Annotated in this window: 25 protein-coding genes and 1 other annotated feature; of the genes, 17 read left to right on the top strand and 8 right to left on the bottom strand. The window is 54.1% G+C overall.

Annotated features, from left to right (window positions below):
- Nucleotides 1–77: 77 nt before the first annotated feature.
- Entirely contained in the window at nt 78–749 is a 672-nt protein-coding gene (gene hxpB / locus M8370_RS01995; protein WP_013097012.1) for a hexitol phosphatase HxpB, read from the bottom strand.
- A gap of 148 nt (nt 750–897) precedes the next feature.
- Between hxpB and M8370_RS01990 the strand changes: the two genes are divergently transcribed.
- A complete protein-coding gene (locus tag M8370_RS01990; protein ID WP_013097011.1) occupies nt 898–1434 on the top strand; it encodes a YniB family protein in 537 nt (178 codons plus the stop codon).
- Between the two features lie 33 nt (nt 1435–1467).
- Here the strand turns inward: M8370_RS01990 and M8370_RS01985 are convergent, their stop codons facing one another.
- The 3 genes from M8370_RS01985 to pfkB all read right to left on the bottom strand — a co-directional run bounded on the left by M8370_RS01985 (nt 1468) and on the right by pfkB (nt 3760).
- Nucleotides 1468–2328, bottom strand: a complete 861-nt coding sequence (locus tag M8370_RS01985) for a fructosamine kinase family protein (protein WP_013097010.1) — start codon at nt 2326–2328, stop codon at nt 1468–1470.
- Between the two features lie 105 nt (nt 2329–2433).
- Complete coding sequence (gene ghoS, locus M8370_RS01980; protein WP_013097009.1) at nt 2434–2724, bottom strand: type V toxin-antitoxin system endoribonuclease antitoxin GhoS; 291 nt, start codon at nt 2722–2724, stop codon at nt 2434–2436.
- A gap of 103 nt (nt 2725–2827) precedes the next feature.
- Complete coding sequence (gene pfkB / locus M8370_RS01975; RefSeq protein WP_020688369.1) at nt 2828–3760, bottom strand: 6-phosphofructokinase II; 933 nt, start codon at nt 3758–3760, stop codon at nt 2828–2830.
- A gap of 295 nt (nt 3761–4055) precedes the next feature.
- Between pfkB and M8370_RS01970 the strand changes: the two genes are divergently transcribed.
- Nucleotides 4056–4814, top strand: coding sequence for a DUF481 domain-containing protein (locus M8370_RS01970; protein WP_013097007.1), 759 nt, complete (start codon nt 4056–4058; stop codon nt 4812–4814).
- A 261-nt stretch (nt 4815–5075) separates the two neighbouring features.
- Nucleotides 5076–5285 carry a hypothetical protein gene (locus M8370_RS01965; RefSeq protein ID WP_013097006.1) on the top strand — a complete coding sequence of 70 codons (210 nt, stop codon included), beginning with the start codon at nt 5076–5078 and terminating at the stop codon, nt 5283–5285.
- A gap of 107 nt (nt 5286–5392) precedes the next feature.
- Here M8370_RS01965 and yniD read toward each other — a convergent pair whose 3' ends face one another.
- Complete coding sequence (gene yniD, locus M8370_RS01960) at nt 5393–5500, bottom strand: small membrane protein YniD (protein ID WP_008500658.1); 108 nt, start codon at nt 5498–5500, stop codon at nt 5393–5395.
- Nucleotides 5501–5585: 85 nt separating this feature from the next.
- Nucleotides 5586–5678: a stress response membrane protein YncL gene (gene yncL, locus M8370_RS01955; protein ID WP_023620707.1), complete on the bottom strand. Its 93-nt coding sequence runs from the start codon at nt 5676–5678 to the stop codon at nt 5586–5588.
- A 306-nt stretch (nt 5679–5984) separates the two neighbouring features.
- Between yncL and thrS the strand changes: the two genes are divergently transcribed.
- From thrS to selO, 14 genes are all read left to right on the top strand, one after another.
- Nucleotides 5985–7913: a threonine--tRNA ligase gene (thrS, locus tag M8370_RS01950; protein WP_013097005.1), complete on the top strand. Its 1929-nt coding sequence runs from the start codon at nt 5985–5987 to the stop codon at nt 7911–7913.
- Nucleotides 7914–7916: 3 nt separating this feature from the next.
- Nucleotides 7917–8459 carry a translation initiation factor IF-3 gene (gene infC / locus M8370_RS01945; RefSeq protein ID WP_023616141.1) on the top strand — a complete coding sequence of 181 codons (543 nt, stop codon included), beginning with the start codon at nt 7917–7919 and terminating at the stop codon, nt 8457–8459.
- Between the two features lie 97 nt (nt 8460–8556).
- Entirely contained in the window at nt 8557–8754 is a 198-nt protein-coding gene (gene rpmI / locus M8370_RS01940; protein WP_001124225.1) for a 50S ribosomal protein L35, read from the top strand.
- A gap of 50 nt (nt 8755–8804) precedes the next feature.
- A complete protein-coding gene (rplT, locus tag M8370_RS01935; RefSeq protein WP_000124850.1) occupies nt 8805–9161 on the top strand; it encodes a 50S ribosomal protein L20 in 357 nt (118 codons plus the stop codon).
- A 178-nt stretch (nt 9162–9339) separates the two neighbouring features.
- Nucleotides 9340–9464 (top strand) — a sequence feature (Phe leader region).
- Nucleotides 9345–9389: a pheST operon leader peptide PheM gene (gene pheM / locus M8370_RS01930; RefSeq protein ID WP_001386830.1), complete on the top strand. Its 45-nt coding sequence runs from the start codon at nt 9345–9347 to the stop codon at nt 9387–9389. (Overlaps the previous feature by 45 nt.)
- A gap of 62 nt (nt 9465–9526) precedes the next feature.
- Complete coding sequence (gene pheS, locus M8370_RS01925; protein ID WP_013097003.1) at nt 9527–10510, top strand: phenylalanine--tRNA ligase subunit alpha; 984 nt, start codon at nt 9527–9529, stop codon at nt 10508–10510.
- Between the two features lie 15 nt (nt 10511–10525).
- Nucleotides 10526–12913 carry a phenylalanine--tRNA ligase subunit beta gene (pheT, locus tag M8370_RS01920; RefSeq protein WP_045295826.1) on the top strand — a complete coding sequence of 796 codons (2388 nt, stop codon included), beginning with the start codon at nt 10526–10528 and terminating at the stop codon, nt 12911–12913.
- 4 nt (nt 12914–12917) lie between these two features.
- Nucleotides 12918–13217 carry an integration host factor subunit alpha gene (gene ihfA / locus M8370_RS01915; RefSeq protein ID WP_013097001.1) on the top strand — a complete coding sequence of 100 codons (300 nt, stop codon included), beginning with the start codon at nt 12918–12920 and terminating at the stop codon, nt 13215–13217.
- A gap of 103 nt (nt 13218–13320) precedes the next feature.
- Nucleotides 13321–14301: a vitamin B12 ABC transporter permease BtuC gene (gene btuC / locus M8370_RS01910; RefSeq protein WP_038980278.1), complete on the top strand. Its 981-nt coding sequence runs from the start codon at nt 13321–13323 to the stop codon at nt 14299–14301.
- Between the two features lie 22 nt (nt 14302–14323).
- A complete protein-coding gene (locus M8370_RS01905) occupies nt 14324–14875 on the top strand; it encodes a glutathione peroxidase (protein ID WP_020688363.1) in 552 nt (183 codons plus the stop codon).
- Nucleotides 14875–15630 (top strand): vitamin B12 ABC transporter ATP-binding protein BtuD, encoded by a 756-nt coding sequence (btuD, locus tag M8370_RS01900; RefSeq protein ID WP_038419165.1) that lies wholly within the window; start codon nt 14875–14877, stop codon nt 15628–15630. The genes M8370_RS01905 and btuD overlap by 1 nt, the downstream gene beginning before the upstream one ends.
- A gap of 74 nt (nt 15631–15704) precedes the next feature.
- Nucleotides 15705–16169 carry a C40 family peptidase gene (locus M8370_RS01895; protein ID WP_023620702.1) on the top strand — a complete coding sequence of 155 codons (465 nt, stop codon included), beginning with the start codon at nt 15705–15707 and terminating at the stop codon, nt 16167–16169.
- 293 nt (nt 16170–16462) lie between these two features.
- Nucleotides 16463–17173, top strand: a complete 711-nt coding sequence (locus tag M8370_RS01890; RefSeq protein WP_020688361.1) for an EAL domain-containing protein — start codon at nt 16463–16465, stop codon at nt 17171–17173.
- 64 nt (nt 17174–17237) lie between these two features.
- Nucleotides 17238–18680: a protein adenylyltransferase SelO gene (selO, locus tag M8370_RS01885; RefSeq protein ID WP_250020419.1), complete on the top strand. Its 1443-nt coding sequence runs from the start codon at nt 17238–17240 to the stop codon at nt 18678–18680.
- Between the two features lie 39 nt (nt 18681–18719).
- On the opposite strand, the gene M8370_RS01880 is transcribed toward selO, so the two are convergent.
- Both M8370_RS01880 and M8370_RS01875 read right to left on the bottom strand, forming a co-directional pair.
- Nucleotides 18720–19490 (bottom strand): 3-hydroxybutyrate dehydrogenase, encoded by a 771-nt coding sequence (locus tag M8370_RS01880; protein ID WP_250020418.1) that lies wholly within the window; start codon nt 19488–19490, stop codon nt 18720–18722.
- Nucleotides 19491–19500: 10 nt separating this feature from the next.
- Nucleotides 19501–20892, bottom strand: coding sequence for a GntP family permease (locus M8370_RS01875; RefSeq protein WP_250020417.1), 1392 nt, complete (start codon nt 20890–20892; stop codon nt 19501–19503).
- Nucleotides 20893–20896: the final 4 nt, after the last annotated feature.

Here is a 20896-nt window from a genome sequence, read left to right as displayed (position 1 = left end):
GCGTGAGAAATGCAACCGAAATGGAACGGTGTTTTATTTTATTTTCAGGCAGCACGAGGCTGCCTGAAACAGAGCGTTTATTCGCCTCGCAGGTGTTGCACCGTCAGGTCAGCCAGGGAGTTTAGCTTCACGTCGGCAAGCGCAAAACGGGGATCGTGTCGGCCCTCTTCAGCAGGAACGACAATGGAACGCATCCGCGCAGCTTTAGAGGCCACCATGCCGTTAACGGAATCTTCCAGCGCCACGCAGGTTAGTGGATCAAGACCGAGCTTAGCGGCACAGTCCATATACACCTGGGGATGGGGCTTACTGTAGGGGAGCTTTTCCGCAGAGGCCAGCGCATCGAAACTGTCACGCAGCTCGAACATGGTGAGCACTTTTTCCAGCATGTGCAGCGGGGAGGCGGAGGCCAGTCCCACCTTCAGCCCCTGCGCCTTGCACAGGGCGACAGCTTCACGGACGCCCGGCAGCAGCGGCCTGGACTCTTCCACCAGCGCAATGGCGCGGCTGATAATGCGGGCGGTGACCTCATCGCGATCCGGGCCCACCCATGGCTGATGGGCATACCACAGGTCAACCACCATATCGATACGCAAGCCCAGCGTATCCGGAAGTTCATGGCGGCGGCTGATATCGACGCCGAGGCTGGCCATGACGTCCAGTTCAGCACGATCCCAGAGCGGTTCGGAATCGATCAGTAATCCATCCATGTCAAAAATAGCGGCAAGAATTTGGCGCGGTGTCGACATCACAACGTCTCCTTATTAAGGGTGTACGACAGACGATACGTGCTAAGTACAATCTGCAATTTAGCATATTGCCTTTAAAGATCGGGCGAAAATGACGGTCAGGAGGTAGACTTAGCCACAAATAACGCGTCTTTATGAAGAGGAACTGATGACGTATCAACAAGCTGGACGCATTGCTGTCTTAAAACGGGTTGCTGGCTGGGTGATTTTTATTCCTGCCGTTATTTCTACGCTGATTTCTGTGCTCAAGTTTATGTACGATCACAGCGAAAAACAGCCGGGTATCAATGCGGTCATGCTTGATTTTGCGCATGTCATGATTGAGATGATGCGTTTCAACACGCCATTTTTGAATATCTTCTGGTTCAACTCGCCCACGCCGGACTTTCACCAGCAGCTGAATATCGGGTTTTGGGTGATTTATGCGCTGATTTTTATCGCCATGGCGTTACAGGCGTCAGGCGCACGCATGAGCCGTCAGACCCGTTTTTTACGTGAAGGGGTGGAAGACCAGATGATTCTGGAACAGGCCAAAGGCCCGGAAGGGATGACGCGTGAGCAGATCGAGTCCCGCATCGTGGTGCCGCGTCACTCTATCTTCCTGCAAATCTTTCCGCTCTATGTCCTGCCGGTGATCATTATTGTGGCGGGCTACTTCTTTTTCTCACTGCTCGGCTTTTTATAATCACAGGGTGGCCTGAGGCCACCCGTCCTGCCTTCACGCGGCCAGTACGCGCTCAAGCGCCCGCTGTGCGTTCACCAGATGCTCACCCCCAAACAGGATTGCGCGGTTCATCAGGGTATAAAGCTGATACACCGGCTGGCGGTCGAGGAAGCCCTGCGGTAAGGGGGAGATTGACTGATAGCCGTCATAAATTTGTGGCGGCTGCTCGGGGTGGAGGGGCAACATGGCGAGGTCGCACTCTCTGTCGCCCCAGTAGCAGGCCGGATCGTATATATAAGGCCCATTGGGGCCCAGCGCGCAGTTATCGGACCACAAATCGCCATGCAGCAAAGAAGGCTGAGGCTGATGAGAGGCCAGGCGCTGCTGTATATGCTCGACGATGGCATCAATGTTGCCAAATTCGAGGCCTTTCTCGGCGGCGAGCTCAAGTTGCCAGCCGATACGCTGCTCGGCAAAAAAGGTTGACCAGCGGCGTTGCCAGGCATTCGGTTGTGGTGTGGTGGAGAGATCGTTATCAAAGTCGAGACCAAACTGCGGCTGGTCGCTCCATTGATGCAGGCGCGCTATCTGCTGTCCCAGAATAAACGCATTGTGGGCATCCAGCGGACGGGCAGGGAGATATTCCATCACCAGAAAGCTGTAGTCGCGGTCGCTGCCCACGGCCAGCACCTCCGGGACGGTGACCGTTTTGCTGCGCGACAACAGTTCCAGCTGATCTGCTTCGGCGGTGAAAATCGGGAGCAACTCTCGCTCGTCGCATTTTACGAAGAGATCGCGCCCTGAGTAGCGTATGTGCCATGCGGCGTGGATCTCTCCGCCTGGCAGTTCGTTACGCAGTTCAATTTCACCTTCGCCCAGTTGTTCACGTAAAAGATGACTGATAGCCTGCCACATGATCTCTCTCCCATGTTGTCTGCCAGATCATAAAGTTAGCGCATAACTGCGGTAAAAAAATACGAACTAACGCACACCTGAGCGGTTTACCTTCATGCAGGGCACTTATTGTTCTTTTTTCTGCCAGGTTTCCCAGGTATCCACATCAATTTCGGCAGGTTTATCGGTCACGCTCTCAGCCAGGCTTTCCGCCAGCGCGCGAACCTCCTCTTCGCTGAGGGCGCTTATCAGGCCGAATGCCAGCGTGCCTAGATCATGAATATTGCCTTCTTCATCCGTCAGCGTGAGCAGGAAATTGGCCCGGGTAAAGGCGTTGTTAAGCTCATTCAGCTCGGTCAGCGACGCTTCATGAATGTTGACGGTAACGACGTAGCGGGTGATGTCACCACTGCTCATAATTCACCTCATTGTTATCATGAAAGTTTTCTTAGCATAGTCGATAGTGTGTGTTTGGCGACTTTGCACTGCATTTCCCCTTCAGCGCGAAGGGGAAAGCGGGTTAATTTCGGGACAGGTAATCGACAATTTTTTGCGTATCGGCCAGCGAACACAGCCGCGTTCCCTGGTTGATGGTTGCCGCGCTACCTGCCGCCACGCCGTAGCGTGTCATCTCAAGCAGCGTCGCGCCCTGCGCCAGTTTTAGCGTCATTGCCCCAACCATGCTGTCGCCTGCGCCTACGGTGCTCTGGCTTTTCATCGGTGGCGGGACAACCTGCACTGACCCCGTTTCATCCACGGCCAGCGCCCCCTGCGGGCCAAGAGAGACCACTACGCGCCGCGCTTTACCCGTGCGCACCAGCTCCTGGGCCGCGCTGCGCACATCATCTGGCTGAGTGAGTTCGCGGTTAACCAGCGCGCTCAGCTCTTTCTGGTTTGGTTTGACCAGCTCAAGATTGCCCGGCTCTAACGCTGCCTGCAACGCCTCGCCACTGCTGTCTACAATACAGCGGATGCCGCGCTGCTGTGCGGCCCGAATGAGCGCCGTCAGCTTTTCCGTACTGACACCGGGTGGCAGACTGCCGCTGATGACCAGCAGTGAACCGCTTTCAATCGTCAGCACTTTCTCTTCAAGCTGACGGAACTCGTCGTCGCTCAGTCTGGCGCCTGGCATCACAAAGCGATATTGCTCTCCGCTGGACTCCACGTGCACGTGCAGATTTTGACGTGTCCAGTCTTTGGCCTCGACCGTCTCCACGGCGACCTGTTCATCTGCCAGCAGAGAGACGAGATGTTCGCCGGTGGCTCCGCCTGCGGGGAATATCGCCGTGGCTTTCCCACCGAGATGGGTGATGGCGCGTGCCACGTTGATCCCTCCGCCGCCGGGCTCAAACACCGGGGCACTGCAGCGGAGTTTACCTTCCGGGTAAATCTGCGGCGTGAGGGTGGCGGAATCGAGGGAAGGGGAGAGCGTCAGAGTGTAGATAGAAACCATCATTACCTCCTTTTAGCGTGGGTTCCTTTTAGTCTGGCACCATTTGGCAGGAAGGCAATGTAAATAACAGTATGATTTTCAATATGAATAATGACAAAGCGAAGGCTAAGCGATATATAAAATAAAACGCATTTTGGGATCGTTCTTATTCAAAAAATGAAATAAGAAAACATTGCTATGTTATTTGCGGCTTTTTATAATTTGTTACCTTTCTCTGGACGCCTTGTCATTGATCCTCAAGAAAGTTTCCGGGACCGTGTGGTCTCTTTTTTTGTTGTACGGACTCCTTAATAAAATGAAGCTTTTGAAGACAGTGCCCGCTGCACTGATGCTGGCGGGTGGCGTGTTTGCGGCTATGAGCGCAACCGCTGATGATTCCGTTTTTACTGTCATGGACGATCCCACCGCGGCGAAAAAACCTTTTGAAGGTAATTTGAACGCCGGGTACCTGGCGCAATCCGGTAACACGAAAAGCTCCTCTCTGACGGCGGATAGCACGTTGACCTGGTACGGTAACACCACCGCCTGGTCTCTGTGGGGAAACGCCAGCAACACCTCCGCTAACGATGAACGCTCCTCCGAGAAATACGCGGTAGGTGGACGTAGCCGTTACAACATGACTGACTATGACTACCTGTTTGGCCAGGCAAGCTGGCTGACTGACCGCTACAACGGCTATCGTCAACGCGATGTCTTCACCGCAGGTTATGGTCGTCAGTTCCTGAACGGTCCGGTTCATAGCTTCCGCTTCGAATTCGGTCCGGGTGTCCGTTATGACGAGTTCACCGACGGCGATACCAAAACGCAACCGCTCGGCTATGCGTCTGGCACCTACGCCTGGCAGATGACCGACAACACGAAGTTCACCCAGGGTGTTTCTGTGTTTGGCGCCGAGGACACAACGCTGAATTCTGAGACAGCGCTGAATGTGGACATCAACGAACACTTTGGCCTGAAAGTGGCCTATAACGTGACCTGGAACTCTTCGCCTCCAGAGACTGCGCCGGATCATACCGACCGCAGAACCACCGTTTCACTGGGCTATAAGATGTAATGCAGACGGGCCGATTATTTCGGCCCGTTTTTTATTTTCAGAAACTGTGCTGTTTTATATTAAACGCCGTTTTAAAATAATTGGTCCTCAAAAATCTTCTTAATTTCTTCATAATTCATCCTGGCCAGACCGCATTCTGTTTATTTGACACAAATTGATAATAACCAGGCGAGGCAAAAGGATGAACCAGCGTTATACTCAATACACAGGCATTTATTTGCCTTGAGAAGTATTGCATGTCTTCAGAAAGAGAATAATAGTATGAAAAAAATCAAAAATACTGCTGCAGCCATGGTGCTTTCTGCACTTTCGTTTGGTGTATTCGCTGCAGATGATGCCAGTCAGGTTGGAATGACTCGCGCTTCTGACGTTGAAGCCGGGTCAAACATCGCGCCGGGCGCGCCGTCTACCGGTCAATCAATGAATGACGCGTTTGATGTACATAAACTGGTAGCAGGTGAATGGTCCTGACAGGTAATTGTGTACGCCATTATTCCACCTGTATTTCGCCTTGACGAAAAACAGGTGGAATATCGATAACGTGTTTTATTCCGTACGCCGTAGCGTCAAATTCCCGCTTAGCCCCAAATCATCGCCGCCCAACGCAATAGCAGCATTGCACCGCAGATGGCAATTAAGACCAGCACCATTTTCCAGTGTTTGACGGCAAATCGTTTAGTTGGCATAACCTAATCCTTGTCTGTTGATGCCTTCAGTCTATCAAAATACGCGCTGTCGGGGACAGAAGGTTATGCCACATCATCGGTTGGGCTAGAACCAATGAAATCTCTCGGCAAGGATCAACGCTAAACCGGCAGCAGAAAGTATATTCAATATCACTACGGTTCTACTGGATACATTCATGTGATGCCTCATGGCTGTGTCAGGACCTGTTCAAGAATAGCTCAACAATCGGGTATTGCGAGCTCTGGCAGGCGATCGTGCCCTCATACGTTCAAACTGGTCGCAGAGGGTGCATACGCCCTGTCATTAGTGTTACCATTAGAAAGCCTGCCGTAAACCGGCATTATTCTGATTTTGGCAGGTGCAGGATGACGAGCCAATTTGACGATTGTTGGTCAGATGGTGTCGTAATCTCTTGTTAAACTATGATTATTTTCTTTGTATATGCTCTTATGTGTGGGGCATCACTGCAAATAAGGATATAAAATGCCTGTAATTACTCTTCCTGATGGCAGCCAACGCCATTTCGACCACGCCGTTAGCCCAATGGATGTTGCCCTGGACATCGGTCCTGGACTCGCGAAAGCGACCATCGCGGGCCGTGTGAACGGTGAGCTGGTTGATGCATCCGATCTGATCGAAAACGACGCGCAACTCTCTATCATCACCGCAAAAGATGAAGAAGGTCTGGAGATCATTCGTCACTCCTGTGCGCACCTGTTAGGTCATGCCATCAAACAGCTGTGGCCAAACACCAAAATGGCGATCGGCCCGGTTATCGACAACGGCTTCTACTACGACGTTGACCTTGACCACACCCTGACCCAGGAAGATATCGACGCGCTCGAGAAACGTATGCACGAGCTCGCCGAAACCAACTATGACGTCATTAAGAAGAAAGTCAGCTGGCACGAAGCGCGTGAAACCTTCGTGAAGCGTGGCGAGAGCTATAAAGTCTCTATTCTTGATGAGAACATTGCTCATGATGACAAGCCTGGCTTGTATCATCACCAGGAATACATCGACATGTGCCGCGGGCCGCACGTGCCGAACATGCGCTTCTGTCATCACTTCAAGCTGATGAAAATTGCTGGCGCCTACTGGCGTGGCGATAGCAACAACAAGATGTTGCAGCGTATTTATGGTACCGCGTGGGCAGATAAAAAGGCCCTGAACGCCTACCTGCAGCGCCTGGAAGAGGCGGCGAAGCGTGACCACCGTAAAATCGGTAAACAGCTTGACCTGTACCATATGCAGGAAGAAGCACCGGGTATGGTCTTCTGGCATAACGACGGCTGGACTATTTTCCGTGAACTGGAAACCTTCGTGCGTTCCAAGCTGAAAGAGTACCAGTATCAGGAAGTGAAAGGTCCGTTCATGATGGACCGTGTGCTGTGGGAAAAAACCGGCCACTGGGACAACTACAAAGATGCGATGTTCACCACCTCTTCTGAGAACCGTGAATACTGCATCAAGCCAATGAACTGCCCGGGCCACGTTCAGATCTTTAACCAGGGTCTGAAATCTTACCGCGATCTGCCGCTGCGTATGGCAGAGTTCGGTAGCTGCCACCGTAACGAGCCATCAGGTGCGCTGCACGGTCTGATGCGTGTTCGTGGCTTTACGCAGGATGATGCGCATATCTTCTGTACTGAAGATCAGGTACGTGATGAAGTTAACGCCTGTATTCGTATGGTCTACGATATGTATAGTACCTTTGGCTTCGAGAAGATCGTGGTCAAACTCTCAACGCGTCCGGAAAAACGTATCGGTAGCGATGAGACCTGGGATCGTGCAGAAGCGGATCTCGCCGTGGCGCTGGAAGAGAACGGAATTCCGTTTGAATACCAGCTGGGTGAGGGCGCCTTCTACGGTCCGAAAATTGAATTTACCCTGTATGACTGCCTCGATCGCGCATGGCAGTGCGGCACAGTACAGCTGGACTTCTCCCTGCCTCAGCGTTTAAGCGCCTCTTACGTTGGCGAAGACAACGAGCGTCAGGTCCCTGTAATGATTCACCGTGCTATTCTCGGTTCTCTGGAGCGCTTCATTGGCATCCTGACCGAAGAGTTCGCGGGCTTCTTCCCAACCTGGCTTGCGCCGGTGCAGGTAGTGGTCATGAACATTACCGATTCTCAGGCGGATTACGTTAAAGAATTGACGCAGAAACTACAAAATGCGGGCATTCGCGTAAAAGCAGACTTGAGAAATGAGAAGATTGGCTTTAAAATCCGCGAGCACACTTTACGTCGTGTCCCGTATATGTTGGTCTGTGGTGATAAAGAGGTGGAAGCAGGCAAAGTTGCCGTTCGCACCCGCCGTGGTAAAGACCTGGGCAGCCTGGACGTAAGTGAAGTGATTGAGAAGCTGCAACAAGAGATTCGCAGCCGCAGTCTTCAACAACTGGAGGAATAAGGTATTAAAGGCGGAAAACGAGTTCAAACGGCACGTCCGAATCGTATCAATGGCGAGATTCGCGCCCAGGAAGTTCGCTTAACAGGTCTGGAAGGCGAGCAGCTGGGGATTGTGAGTCTGAGAGAAGCAATCGAAAAAGCTGAAGAAGCTGGAGTAGATTTAGTTGAAATCAGCCCTAACGCCGAACCGCCAGTTTGTCGTATCATGGACTACGGCAAGTTCCTTTATGAAAAAAGTAAGTCTTCTAAGGAACAGAAGAAGAAGCAAAAAGTTATCCAGGTTAAGGAAATTAAATTCCGTCCTGGTACCGACGATGGCGATTATCAGGTAAAACTCCGCAGCCTGATTCGCTTTCTGGAAGATGGCGATAAGGCCAAGATCACACTGCGTTTCCGCGGTCGTGAAATGGCCCACCAACAGATTGGTATGGAAGTGCTTAACCGCGTCCGTGACGATCTGAGTGAACTGGCAGTAGTCGAATCCTTCCCTACGAAGATCGAAGGCCGCCAGATGATCATGGTGCTCGCTCCTAAGAAGAAACAGTAAGGCCTTCAAGCAGCAAAATCTGTGGAGCCTTCGGGCCTCATAGGTTTTGCTCGCCTATGTTTCGTTTATTTAACAATGCGAAGTGGAAGTTATTAAAATGCCAAAAATTAAGACCGTACGCGGTGCTGCTAAGCGCTTCAAAAAAACCGGTAAAGGTGGTTTTAAGCACAAGCACGCTAACCTGCGTCACATTCTGACTAAGAAAGCTACCAAGCGTAAACGTCACCTGCGTCCAAAAGCCATGGTTTCTAAAGGCGATCTGGGCCTGGTTATCGCGTGCCTGCCGTACGCATAAGTCGTTAACGTTTAACTTTTTTAACTTAGAATAGATACAGGAGAGCACACATGGCTCGCGTAAAACGTGGTGTAATTGCACGTGCACGTCACAAGAAAATTTTGAAACAAGCTAAAGGCTACTACGGTGCGCGTTCACGCGTATACCGCGTTGCCTTCCAGGCTGTTATCAAAGCAGGTCAGTACGCTTACCGTGACCGTCGTCAGCGTAAGCGTCAGTTCCGTCAACTGTGGATTGCGCGTATCAACGCAGCAGCACGTCAGAACGGTATTTCTTACAGCAAATTCATCAACGGCCTGAAAAAAGCCTCTGTTGAAATCGACCGTAAGATCCTGGCTGACATCGCAGTATTCGACAAAGTCGCGTTCACCGCGCTGGTCGAAAAAGCGAAAGCAGCACTGGCATAAGCCAGTTGAGAGAGGGGGCCTGGCTCCCTCTTTTCATATACCCGTCATACTTCAAGCTGTACCTGCGTTGGCTGCGTTCGTTCCGAATTATTTAGGGTATAACCTTATCAGAAGATTGACTTTTATCCGTGCAGGCTTTTCAATAAGGTCTTAACGGTTTTTACCACACAAGGTAACGCAAGCATGAATGCTGCTATTTTCCGCTTCTTCTTTTACTTTAGCACCTGACTTCAGGAGGCTAGCGCGTGAAAGATGAAACGAAAAACAGCGCCAGATAAGCCTCCCGATGGAGGCTTTTTTTGTGCCTGAATTTGAGAGAATACGTCCACCAAATCGGTGTCTGTACCGACATAATGAGGAAAATCATGTCACATCTCGCAGAGCTGGTTGCCAGTGCAACAGCCGCCATTAATCAGGCCTCAGATGTTGCCGCGTTAGACAATGTCCGCGTCGAATATCTGGGTAAGAAAGGGCATCTGACCCTTCAAATGACTACCCTGCGTGAGTTGCCGCCGGAAGAGCGCCCGGCAGCCGGTGCGGTGATAAACGAAGCCAAAGAGCAGGTGCAACAGGCTCTGAACGCGCGTAAAGCGGCGCTGGAAAGTGCCGTGCTGAATGCGCGTCTGGCGGCAGAGACGATCGATGTTTCTCTGCCTGGGCGCCGTATCGAAAACGGTGGCCTGCATCCGGTGACTCGTACCATCGATCGTATTGAAAGTTTCTTCGGTGAGCTCGGCTTTACCGTGGCGACTGGCCCGGAAATCGAAGATGATTACCATAACTTCGACGCTCTGAATATTCCAGGCCATCATCCGGCACGTGCTGACCACGACACTTTCTGGTTCGACGCCACCCGTCTGCTGCGTACTCAGACCTCCGGCGTACAGATCCGTACCATGAAGGAGCAGGAACCCCCGATCCGTATCATTGCACCGGGCCGCGTCTACCGTAACGATTACGATCAGACCCACACCCCAATGTTCCACCAGATGGAAGGGCTGATCGTTGATAAAAACATCAGCTTCACCAACCTGAAAGGCACGCTGCACGACTTCCTGAACAACTTTTTTGAGGAAGATCTGCAGGTTCGTTTCCGTCCGTCCTATTTCCCGTTCACCGAACCGTCTGCGGAAGTGGACGTGATGGGCAAAAACGGCAAATGGCTGGAAGTGCTGGGCTGCGGCATGGTGCATCCGAACGTACTGCGCAACGTGGGTATCGACCCGGAAGTTTACTCCGGCTTTGCGTTTGGGATGGGCATGGAGCGTCTGACCATGCTGCGTTATGGCGTGACCGATTTGCGTGCATTCTTCGAAAACGATCTGCGTTTCCTCAAACAGTTTAAATAAGGGCAGGACAGAACAATGAAATTCAGTGAACTGTGGTTACGCGAATGGGTGAACACCACGCTGGACAGCGAAGCGCTTTCCAACCAGATCACCATGGCGGGTCTGGAAGTTGACGGTGTAGAGCCGGTTTCTGGCGCCTTCACCGGCGTGGTTGTGGGCGAAGTGGTTGAATGTGGTCAGCATCCTAACGCTGACAAATTGCGCGTCACCAAAGTTAATGTGGGTGGCGATCGTCTGCTGGATATCGTCTGCGGCGCGCCAAACTGCCGTCAGGGCCTGAAAGTGGCCGTGGCGACTGTCGGCGCTGTGCTGCCGGGCGATTTCAAAATTAAAGCGGCCAAACTGCGCGGCGAGCCGTCTGAAGGCATGCTGTGCTCGTTCTCCGAGCTGGGTATTTCCGACGATCACAACGGCATTATTGAACTGCCGCTGGATGCGCCAATCGGCACCGATATCCGCGAATACCTGAAGCTCGATGACAACACCATCGAAATCAGCGTGACGCCAAACCGTGCGGACTGCTTAGGGATTATCGGCGTGGCTCGCGATGTTGCGGTGCTGAACCAGACCGAACTGAACGCGCCGGAGATTGTCCCGGTTGCTGCTACCATCAGCGACGTCCTGCCTATTCAGGTAGACGCGCCTGAAGCCTGCCCACGCTACCTCGGTCGTGTGGTGAAAGGTATCAACGTCAAAGCGCCAACCCCGCTGTGGATGAAAGAAAAACTGCGTCGCTGCGGTATCCGTTCTATTGATGCGGTTGTTGACGTGACCAACTATGTTCTGCTGGAACTGGGTCAGCCAATGCACGCGTTCGATAAAGATCGTATCGACGGTGGGATTATCGTGCGTATGGCGAAAGAGGGTGAAACCCTGGTTCTGCTGGACGGCAGCGAAGCAAAACTGAATGCCGACACGCTGGTGATTGCCGATCACGGTAAGGCGCTGGCGATGGGCGGGATCTTCGGTGGCGAACACTCTGGCGTGAACGATGAAACGCAAAACGTTCTGCTGGAATGTGCCTTCTTCAGCCCGCTCTCTATTACCGGTCGTGCGCGTCGTCATGGTCTGCACACCGATGCCTCTCACCGCTACGAGCGCGGCGTTGACCCGGCGCTGCAGTACAAAGCGATGGAACGTGCGACCCGTCTGCTGATCGACATCTGCGGCGGCGAAGCGGGCCCGGTTATTGATGTAACCAACGAAGACACCCTGCCGAAGCGCGCGACCATTACCCTGCGTCGCAGCAAGCTGGATCGCCTGATTGGCCACCACGTTGCCGATGCACAGGTCACCGATATTCTGAAACGTCTGGGTTGCGACGTGACGGAAGGGCAGGACGAGTGGAAAGCCGTTGCGCCATCATGGCGTTTCGACATGGAGATTGAAGAAGATCTGGTGGAAGAAGTGGCCCGCGTCTACGGCTACAACAACATCCCTGACGAGCCGGTACAGGCCGGTCTGGTGATGGGCTCCCACCGTGAAGCCGATCTCTCCCTGAAGCGTGTGAAAACCATGCTGAACGACAAAGGTTATCAGGAAGTGATCACCTACAGCTTTGTCGATCCTAAGCTGCAGCAGCTGATCCATCCAGGCCAGGAGGCGCTGATCCTGCCAAGCCCGATCTCCAGCGAGATGTCGGCGATGCGCCTGTCTCTGTGGACCGGCCTGCTGGGCACGATTGTCTACAACCAGAATCGTCAGCAAAACCGTGTGCGAATTTTCGAAAGCGGTTTGCGCTTTGTGCCGGATAATCAGGCAAATTTAGGCATCCGTCAGGATCTCATGCTGGCTGGCGCCATCAGCGGTAATCGCTATGAAGAGCACTGGGACCTGGCAAAAGGCACGGTTGATTTCTACGATATGAAGGGCGATCTGGAAGCGATTCTCGATCTGACCGGTAAATTATCTGAAATTGAATTCCGTGCAGAAGCCATTCCGGCACTCCATCCGGGTCAAAGTGCGGCTATCTATTTAGCGGGCAAACGCATTGGTTTTATTGGCGTTGTTCATCCTGAGCTGGAACGTAAACTGGACCTGAACGGCCGTACCATCGTGTTTGAGCTGGAATGGAGTCCGGTTGCAGACCGCGTGATTCCACAGGCGCAGGACGTCTCTCGCTTCCCGGCAAACCGCCGTGATATCGCGGTTGTGGTCGCTGAAAACGTGCCTGCAGCAGATATTTTGGCCGAGTGTAAGAAAGTTGGCGTAAATCAGGTAGTTGGCGTAAACTTATTTGACGTGTACCGCGGCAAGGGCGTAGCAGAAGGTTTCAAGAGCCTCGCTATCAGCCTTATCCTTCAGGATACCAGCCGTACACTCGAAGAAGAGGAGATTGCCGCTACCGTCGCCAAATGTGTAGAGGCATTAAAAGAGCGATTCCAGGCATCATTGAGGGATTGAACCTATGGCGCTTACAAAAGCTGAAATGTCAGAATATCTGTTTGATAAGCTTGGGCTTAGCAAACGGGATGCCAAAGAGCTGGTAGAGCTGTTTTTCGAAGAGATCCGTCGTGCTCTGGAAAATGGTGAGCAGGTAAAACTCTCCGGCTTTGGCAATTTTGATTTGCGAGACAAAAACCAACGTCCGGGCCGTAACCCGAAGACGGGGGAAGATATTCCCATTACAGCCCGCCGCGTGGTGACCTTCAGACCCGGACAGAAGTTAAAAAGCCGTGTCGAAAACGCAACGCCCAAAACAGAGTAATATGAACTAACTAAAAAGGCCGCTTTCGCGGCCTTTTTTCTTTGCTCTCGCTGGCAAACCCGCCGTAAAATCAATTACATCTCACGCTAATAAAACCGTACACATGCTTGATTTTGCCCATCGCCAACAGCGTTCCGATCGACGCCGCCTGCTTTTGCTGGTACTGCTGCTTTTTGTTGCCGCCAGTTTTAGCCTGTGTGCCGGCGACCAGTGGCTAAGCCCGGCACGCTGGTTTGGTCCTGAAGGGCAGCTTTTCGTCTGGCAAATTCGTCTGCCGCGCACGCTGGCGGTGATCCTGGTCGGTGCCGCGCTGGCGCTCTCAGGCACCATTATGCAGGCGTTGTTTGAAAACCCTCTGGCAGAGCCGGGGCTGCTCGGTGTCTCAAATGGCGCCGGTGTAGGGCTGATTGCCGCGGTGATGCTCGGCGGTGGGGCGCTTTCCCCCTGGGGGGTTAGCCTCAGCGCCATTCTCGGGGCATTGCTGATCACCCTTATTCTCCTGCGCTTCGCACGACGCCATTTATCAACCAGTCGGCTGCTGCTTGCCGGGGTTGCGTTGGGGATCATCTGCAGCGCGTTGATGACCTGGGCGGTCTACTTCTCCACCTCGTTCGATCTGCGTCAGCTGATGTACTGGATGATGGGCGGGTTTGGCGGCGTAGACTGGCGGCAGGGCTGGCTGATGGTGCTGCTGGTCCCGGTCATACTGTGGGCGGGCGTGCAGTCGCAGCCGCTGAATATTCTCGCTCTTGGTGAAACCTCAGCCCGCCAGCTCGGGATGCCGATTGGCGTCTGGCGCAACGCGCTGGTGATTGCAATCGGCTGGCTGGTGGGAGTGAGCGTGGCGCTGGCGGGGGCGATTGGCTTTATCGGGCTGGTTATCCCGCACATGCTGCGTCTGTGTGGCATCACCGACCATCGAATCTTACTTCCCGCCTCGGCAGTGGCCGGTGCGGCAACGCTGCTGGTGGCGGATATCATCGCCAGGCTCGCCCTGAACGCCGCTGAGTTGCCCATCGGTGTGGTCACCGCCACGCTGGGCGCGCCGGTGTTTATCTGGCTACTATTAAAAGCTGGACGTTAAATCGATAACCTGAGGAAATGCTATGCAGTCTGATATTCTGAATACCGAAGTGACCACCATCGACGGGGACAAAACCACCCTGGAACGCTACAAAGGCAACGTGTTGCTCATTGTGAACGTGGCGTCTAAATGTGGTCTGACGCCGCAGTACGAGCAGCTGGAGAACATTCAGAAAGCCTGGGAGAAAGACGGCTTTACCGTGCTGGGCTTCCCGTGCAATCAGTTCCTGGGTCAGGAGCCGGGCAGCGAAGAGGAGATCAAAACGTTTTGCAGCACCACCTATGGCGTGACGTTCCCGATGTTCAGCAAAATTGATGTGAATGGCGAAAATCGTCACCCGCTGTATGCCAAACTGGTGGCCGCCGCGCCGACCGCCGTGGCACCGGAAGGCAGTGGCTTTTACGAGCGTATGGCCAGCAAAGGGCGAGCACCGCTCTATCCGGACGACATCCTGTGGAATTTCGAAAAATTCCTGATTGGTCGTGACGGCCAGGTCGTTCAGCGTTTTTCTCCGGATATGACGCCTGAAGATCCTATCGTCATGGAGTCAATCAAGCTGGCGCTGGCGAAATAATGACGCAGCTGATGCAGCTCACGGACGTTGCCGAGACGGGGCGTCTGGAGCCGGTGACGGCGGCCATCCGTGCAGGTGAAATCCTGCATCTGGTGGGGCCGAACGGGGCAGGGAAGAGTACGCTGCTGGCGCGCATGGCGGGGCTGACAGTCGGGCCAGGCTCGATCACCTTGCTCGATAGCCCCCTTGGTGACTGGTCGGCGGTCGCGCTGGCGCACCGGCGGAGCTACCTTGTTCAGCAGCAGGTCCCGCCGTTTGCGATGCCGGTCTGGCACTATCTGATGCTGCATCTGCACGATAAACAGCAGACCGCGCTGCTCACCGAAGTGGCGGCAGCGTTGGGGTTAGAGGACAAACTTTCCCGGCATGCCAGCCAGCTTTCCGGTGGCGAGTGGCAGCGCGTCCGTCTGGCGGCGGTGATCCTTCAGATCCATCCGGCGGGCAACCCTCACGGGCGACTGTTGTTGCTGGACGAGCCGATGAGCGGTCTGGACGTGGCGCAACAGGCGGCGCTGGACACGCTCCTCAGCGCACTGTGTCGACAAGGCATTGCCGTGGTGATGAGCAGCCATGACCTTAACCATACGCTGCGCCATGCGCACAGCGTCTGGCTTCTGGCGCGCGGGAAGATGATTGCCAGCGGCACGCGCGATAGCGTCCTTACGCCGCCAAATCTCGCTCGTGCTTACCATATGCCGTTCCGCAGGCTGGATATCGAAGGACATAAGATGCTGATTTCTACCGCACACGAGTAACCGTTTCTTGCCTGTTAGCGCCATTGCACGCTAAATTACGAAAAGAATAAAAAAAGCAGAGGATTCGTCTGGACATGCGATTCTGGTTTCTCATGGTGGCAGCGTTATTTCTTGCGGGATGCAGTAGCCATCGCGCACCGCCGCCTAACCCACGACTTTCAGATTCAATCACCGTGATTGCCAGCCTGAACGATCAGCTGAGCAACTGGCGCGGGACACCGTATCGCTACGGTGGCATGAGTCGCGGTGGGGTGGATTGCTCCGGCTTTGTGCTGATGACGTTCCGGGATAAGTTTGATTTGCAGCTTCCACGCGAAACGCGCAAACAGGCTGAAATCGGTACCGAAATTGATAAAGATGAGTTGTTACCCGGCGACCTGGTTTTTTTCAAAACCGGCTCGGGTGAAAGTGGTCTGCATGTTGGCATTTATGATACGGATAACCAGTTTATTCATGCCTCGACCAGTCGTGGGGTGATGCGTTCTTCGCTCGATAATGTTTACTGGCGTAAAAATTTCTGGCAGGCACGACGTATTTAGTCCGCCACCGACCACGCATTTCTGACGGCATGGCACAATTAAACCATGCCGTTTTTTTGCAAATAAGATGATTAAAGTTAAATTTACAACAAATTACTTATGTCCTTATGTGTCTGTTTTATCTAAAACTGGCTATTACGCAGCAACCAGGATAAGATTATTTTAGATTCAGGGATAAATCTGAAAATTAATACGGATCTAATGAAATTAAACTTATTAAAATCAAGACAGTGGAATTGTGTCAGCAATTGCTCCAGGATGTCCTCTCTCATCTTTAATGCGGGGCGAGTGCAATGATTATTACGTTAGATAATGCCTACCAGTCTGAACTGTTGCTCCAGCCTGCCCGCAATAATGCCGGTGAGCTTAAAGGATTAGAGGTGACGGTTAACTTTACTGGCGTCGGCAGCGATGTACGGATCCCCACTGAACTCGTTATCCCACGTCTGACACCGGCAGAAGAGTTAGCGCTGTTTCAAGAAAAACTGCAATTGCTTGATACCTGCAAACTGTTTTTTATTCAGCATCAGTTAATTGCATGGATCAATATTACACCTGTAATAGTTGAGTTTTTATTAAGTAATGGGAACGCTGTTTCAATACTTGAGCGTTATCCGTTTCTTGAGTTTACTGTTAATGAGAATTATCCAGGTTTAAATAACGGAAAAGACGATCCCGAACTGGCGAGAATGGCGATTCATTTTCCGCTGGTGCTGGCAAACTTTGGTGCCGGTGAAGCCTCGCTTAAAGCCGTTTATGATGGTTTGTTTAAACGTGTCATTCTGGACAAAGGGTTTATCCAGCAGCACGCGGCAGCGCTTTCTTTTGAGCCCTTTATGCGTGCTATTCTGTGGCAAATAACGTCACATTGTCAGTCTGTGCTCGTCGCCGGTATTGACGATCATGCCCTGTTGCAGCGCGTTTTATCCTTCAACTTTGGTGCCATGCAGGGGGCGCTGTGGCCTGCCGTAACTGCAGAGCGCGTCACCACGCTGGTTCAGTGATAACCCTTTCTTTCGCCCGTGTTTAAGTCCGGCTAAACCCTCTACACTAAAAGCAGGAGGACTTATGACCCTGTCTTTTACTGCGCACTGGCATGACGAGTTGCCGGGTTTTTATACCGCACTCAAACCAACACCATTACATCATTCCCGTCTTGTCTGGCATAACGATTCGCTGGCGAACGACCTGGCTATCCCACCGGAAATGTTCCAGCCTTCAGACGGCGCGGGCGTCTGGGGAGGGGAAACGCTGCTCGATGGCATGCAGCCCCTCGCTCAGGTCTATAGCGGACACCAGTTTGGCGTCTGGGCGGGACAGCTGGGAGACGGCCGTGGGATCCTGCTCGGCGAACAACAGCTCCCCGGCGGAGAGACGGTCGACTGGCACCTGAAAGGGGCGGGTCTCACACCCTATTCACGCATGGGCGACGGGCGCGCGGTACTGCGCTCAACCATCCGTGAAAGTCTGGCGTCGGAAGCGATGCATGCGCTGGGTATTCCCACCACGCGCGCGCTGACGATAGTGACCAGTGACACCCCGGTGGTCCGCGAAACGGTAGAGAAAGGCGCGATGCTGATGCGCATTGCGCAAAGCCATCTGCGTTTCGGCCATTTTGAACACTTTTATTATCGCCGCGAGCCGGAAAACGTACGCCAGCTTGCCGATTACGCCATCCGACGGCACTGGCCGCAGTTACAGGACGAGGCCGACAAATACCACCTCTGGTTCCGGGATGTGGTTGCCCGCACGGCAATCATGATTGCCCGCTGGCAGTCCGTAGGCTTTGCTCATGGCGTGATGAACACCGACAACATGTCAATTCTGGGGCTGACCTTTGATTACGGTCCGTTTGGTTTTCTCGATGACTATCAGCCGGGGTATATCTGCAACCACTCGGACTATCAGGGGCGCTACAGCTTTGACAATCAGCCGGCGGTGGGGCTGTGGAATCTGCAGCGTCTGGCGCAATCCCTGTCGCCGTTTATCGACGTTGATGCCCTGAATGATGCGCTCGACGGCTATCAGGAGATATTGCTGCGCGAATACGGCACGCTGATGCGCAACAAGCTGGGGCTGATGACGCAGGAGAAGGGCGATAACGCGATTCTGAATGGCTTGTTTGCGCTCATGGCGCGTGAGGGCAGCGACTATACCCGTACCTTCCGTATGCTCGGCCAGACAGAGCAGCATAGCGCTGCCTCACCGCTGCGCGATGAGTTTATCGACCGACAGGCGTTTGACGACTGGTTTGCCACTTACCGCGCGCGCCTGCAACAAGAGCAGGTGGATGACGCGACCCGGCAGGCGCAGATGAACGCGGCGAACCCGGCGATGGTCTTGCGCAACTGGCTGGCGCAGCGGGCGATTGAGCAGGCGGAGCAAGGTGAGTATGCAGAATTACACCGGCTGCACGTAGCGTTGCGCACGCCGTTTGCCGACCGGGACGACGATTATGTCAGCCGCCCGCCTGACTGGGGCAAGCGGCTGGAGGTCAGCTGCTCAAGCTAATGTTTTGGCCGGGAAGCACAGGCTTGCCCGGCCGATACGTCACTGGGCGACCCACCCGCCGTCCATATTCCACGCCGCGCCCCGCACGTGCACGGCGCTGTCGCTACATAAAAACAGCGCCAGTTCACCCAGCTGTTCTGGCGTAACAAACTCTCCTGATGGCTGTTTCTCCGCAAGCAACTGCTCGCGCGCCCGATCCGCAGGCACACCTTCTGCGATACGTTTGTCGATCTGCTGCTGAACCAGCGGCGTAAGCACCCATCCCGGGCAGATGGCGTTAGCAGTAATACCGGTGCGGGCAGTCTCCAGCGCCAGGGATTTTGTAAAACCGACCACCCCGTGCTTGGCGGCGACATAGGCTGACTTCTCTTTTGACGCCACCAGCCCATGCACGGAGGCGATATTAATGATGCGTCCCCAGTTTTTCTCGCGCATTGCAGGCAGCGCCAGTCGGCTGGTGTGAAACACCGACGACAGGTTAATGGCAATAATGTCGTTCCATTTCTCCACCGGGAACGCCTCAATCGGGGCGATATGCTGTATCCCGGCATTATTGATAAGAATATCCACCCCGCCGAACTGCGTGTCGGCGTAGCGCATCATCGCATCGATTTGCAGGGCGTCACGCAGATCTGCATCGTGATAGCCCGGTTTTTTCCCCAGCCGGGCGATCTCTTCTCTTGCTGCGTCACTGTCGCCAAAACCGTTGAGGATCAGCTGCGCTCCGGCCTTTGCCAGTACGCGGGCGATGCCCAGACCAATACCGCTGGTCGAGCCGGTCACCAGCGCCGTTTTACCGTTCAGATTCATTTTATTCTCCTTACACAATGCCGGTGAGATAGAACACGGCAATGACAAAAAGCACCGCCAGACTTTTGATGATCGTGATGGCGAAAATACCGTCATAGGCCTGACGATGGCTAAGACCGGTGATGGCCAGCAGCGTAATCACCGCGCCGTTATGGGGGAGTGTATCCATGCCACCGCTGGCCATAGAAGCCACCCGGTGCAGGACCTCCAGCGGAATATTCGCGGCATGGGCGGCGGCGACAAAGCTGTCTGCCATGGCCGCCAGCGCAATGCTCATCCCACCTGAAGCCGAACCGGTGATCCCGGCGAGAACGGTCACGCTGATCGCTTCATTCAGTAACGGGTTCGGAATAGCCGCCAGCGCGTGGGATAAGACCAGAAAGCCGGGCAGGGCGGCGATAACTGCACCGAAACCATATTCCGAGGCGGTATTCATCGCCGCCAGGATCGCGCCGCTCACTGCCGTCCGGCTGCCTTCCGCCAGACGTCCCCGGATGTTGCGAAAACCAAAGATCAGCACCAGCACGATACCGGAAATCAGCGCGGCTTCCACGGCCCAGATGGCGGTGATCTTGCTGACCTCGGTCACAATCGGCTTTGCCAGTCCGGGCAGGGTCAGCTCGTGGCTGGTGCCATACCAGCCGGGGATCCAGCGGGTAAACAGCAGGTTGAGGATCCCCACCACCAGCAGGGGGGAAATCGCAATCAGCGGATGGGGAAGGTTAATGTTATCCGGCGTTTCCGGTTCGTTTTTCAGATCCGTGCCGTAACCTTCATTGTTATTGAGCGCTTTCCGCCGCTGGCGCTCCAGCCAGAGCAGGCCAAAGCAGATAATAAACAGCGAGCCAATCAGCCCCAGCCAGGGGGCAGCCCAGGCATTAGTGCCGAAGAAGCTGGTGGGGATAATATTCTGGATCTGCGGCGTGCCGGGCAGGGCGTCCATGGTGAACGAGAATGCCCCCAGCGCCACGGTCGCCGGGATCAGCCGTTTGGGGATCCCGCTCTGGCGAAACAGTTCGGCGGCGAAAGGATAAACGGCAAACGCCACCACAAAGAGCGACACGCCGCCGTAGGTTAACAGCGCGCAGACCAGCACAATCACCGGAATGGCGTGGCGGCGGCCAAGGATTTGAATCGCTGCGGCAACAATGGAGCGTGAGAAGCCGGAGAGTTCAATCAGCTTGCCAAACACGGCGCCCAGCAGGAACACCGGGAAGTAGAGCTTGACGAAGCCCACCATCTTTTCCATAAACAGGCCGGTAAACGTCGGGCCGACAGCGCCCGGGTCGGTTAACAGCACGGCACCCAGCGCCGCAATGGGCGCAAAAAGAATAACGCTATATCCGCGATAGGCCGCCAGCATCAGCAGCGCCAGCGCCGCCAGGGCAATTAACACACTCATTGCG

This window comes from Enterobacter cloacae complex sp. OE43NF (genome assembly GCF_023544405.1).
Taxonomy (GTDB): domain Bacteria; phylum Pseudomonadota; class Gammaproteobacteria; order Enterobacterales; family Enterobacteriaceae; genus Enterobacter; species Enterobacter cloacae.
This window is presented reverse-complemented; position numbering and strand designations above follow the sequence as displayed.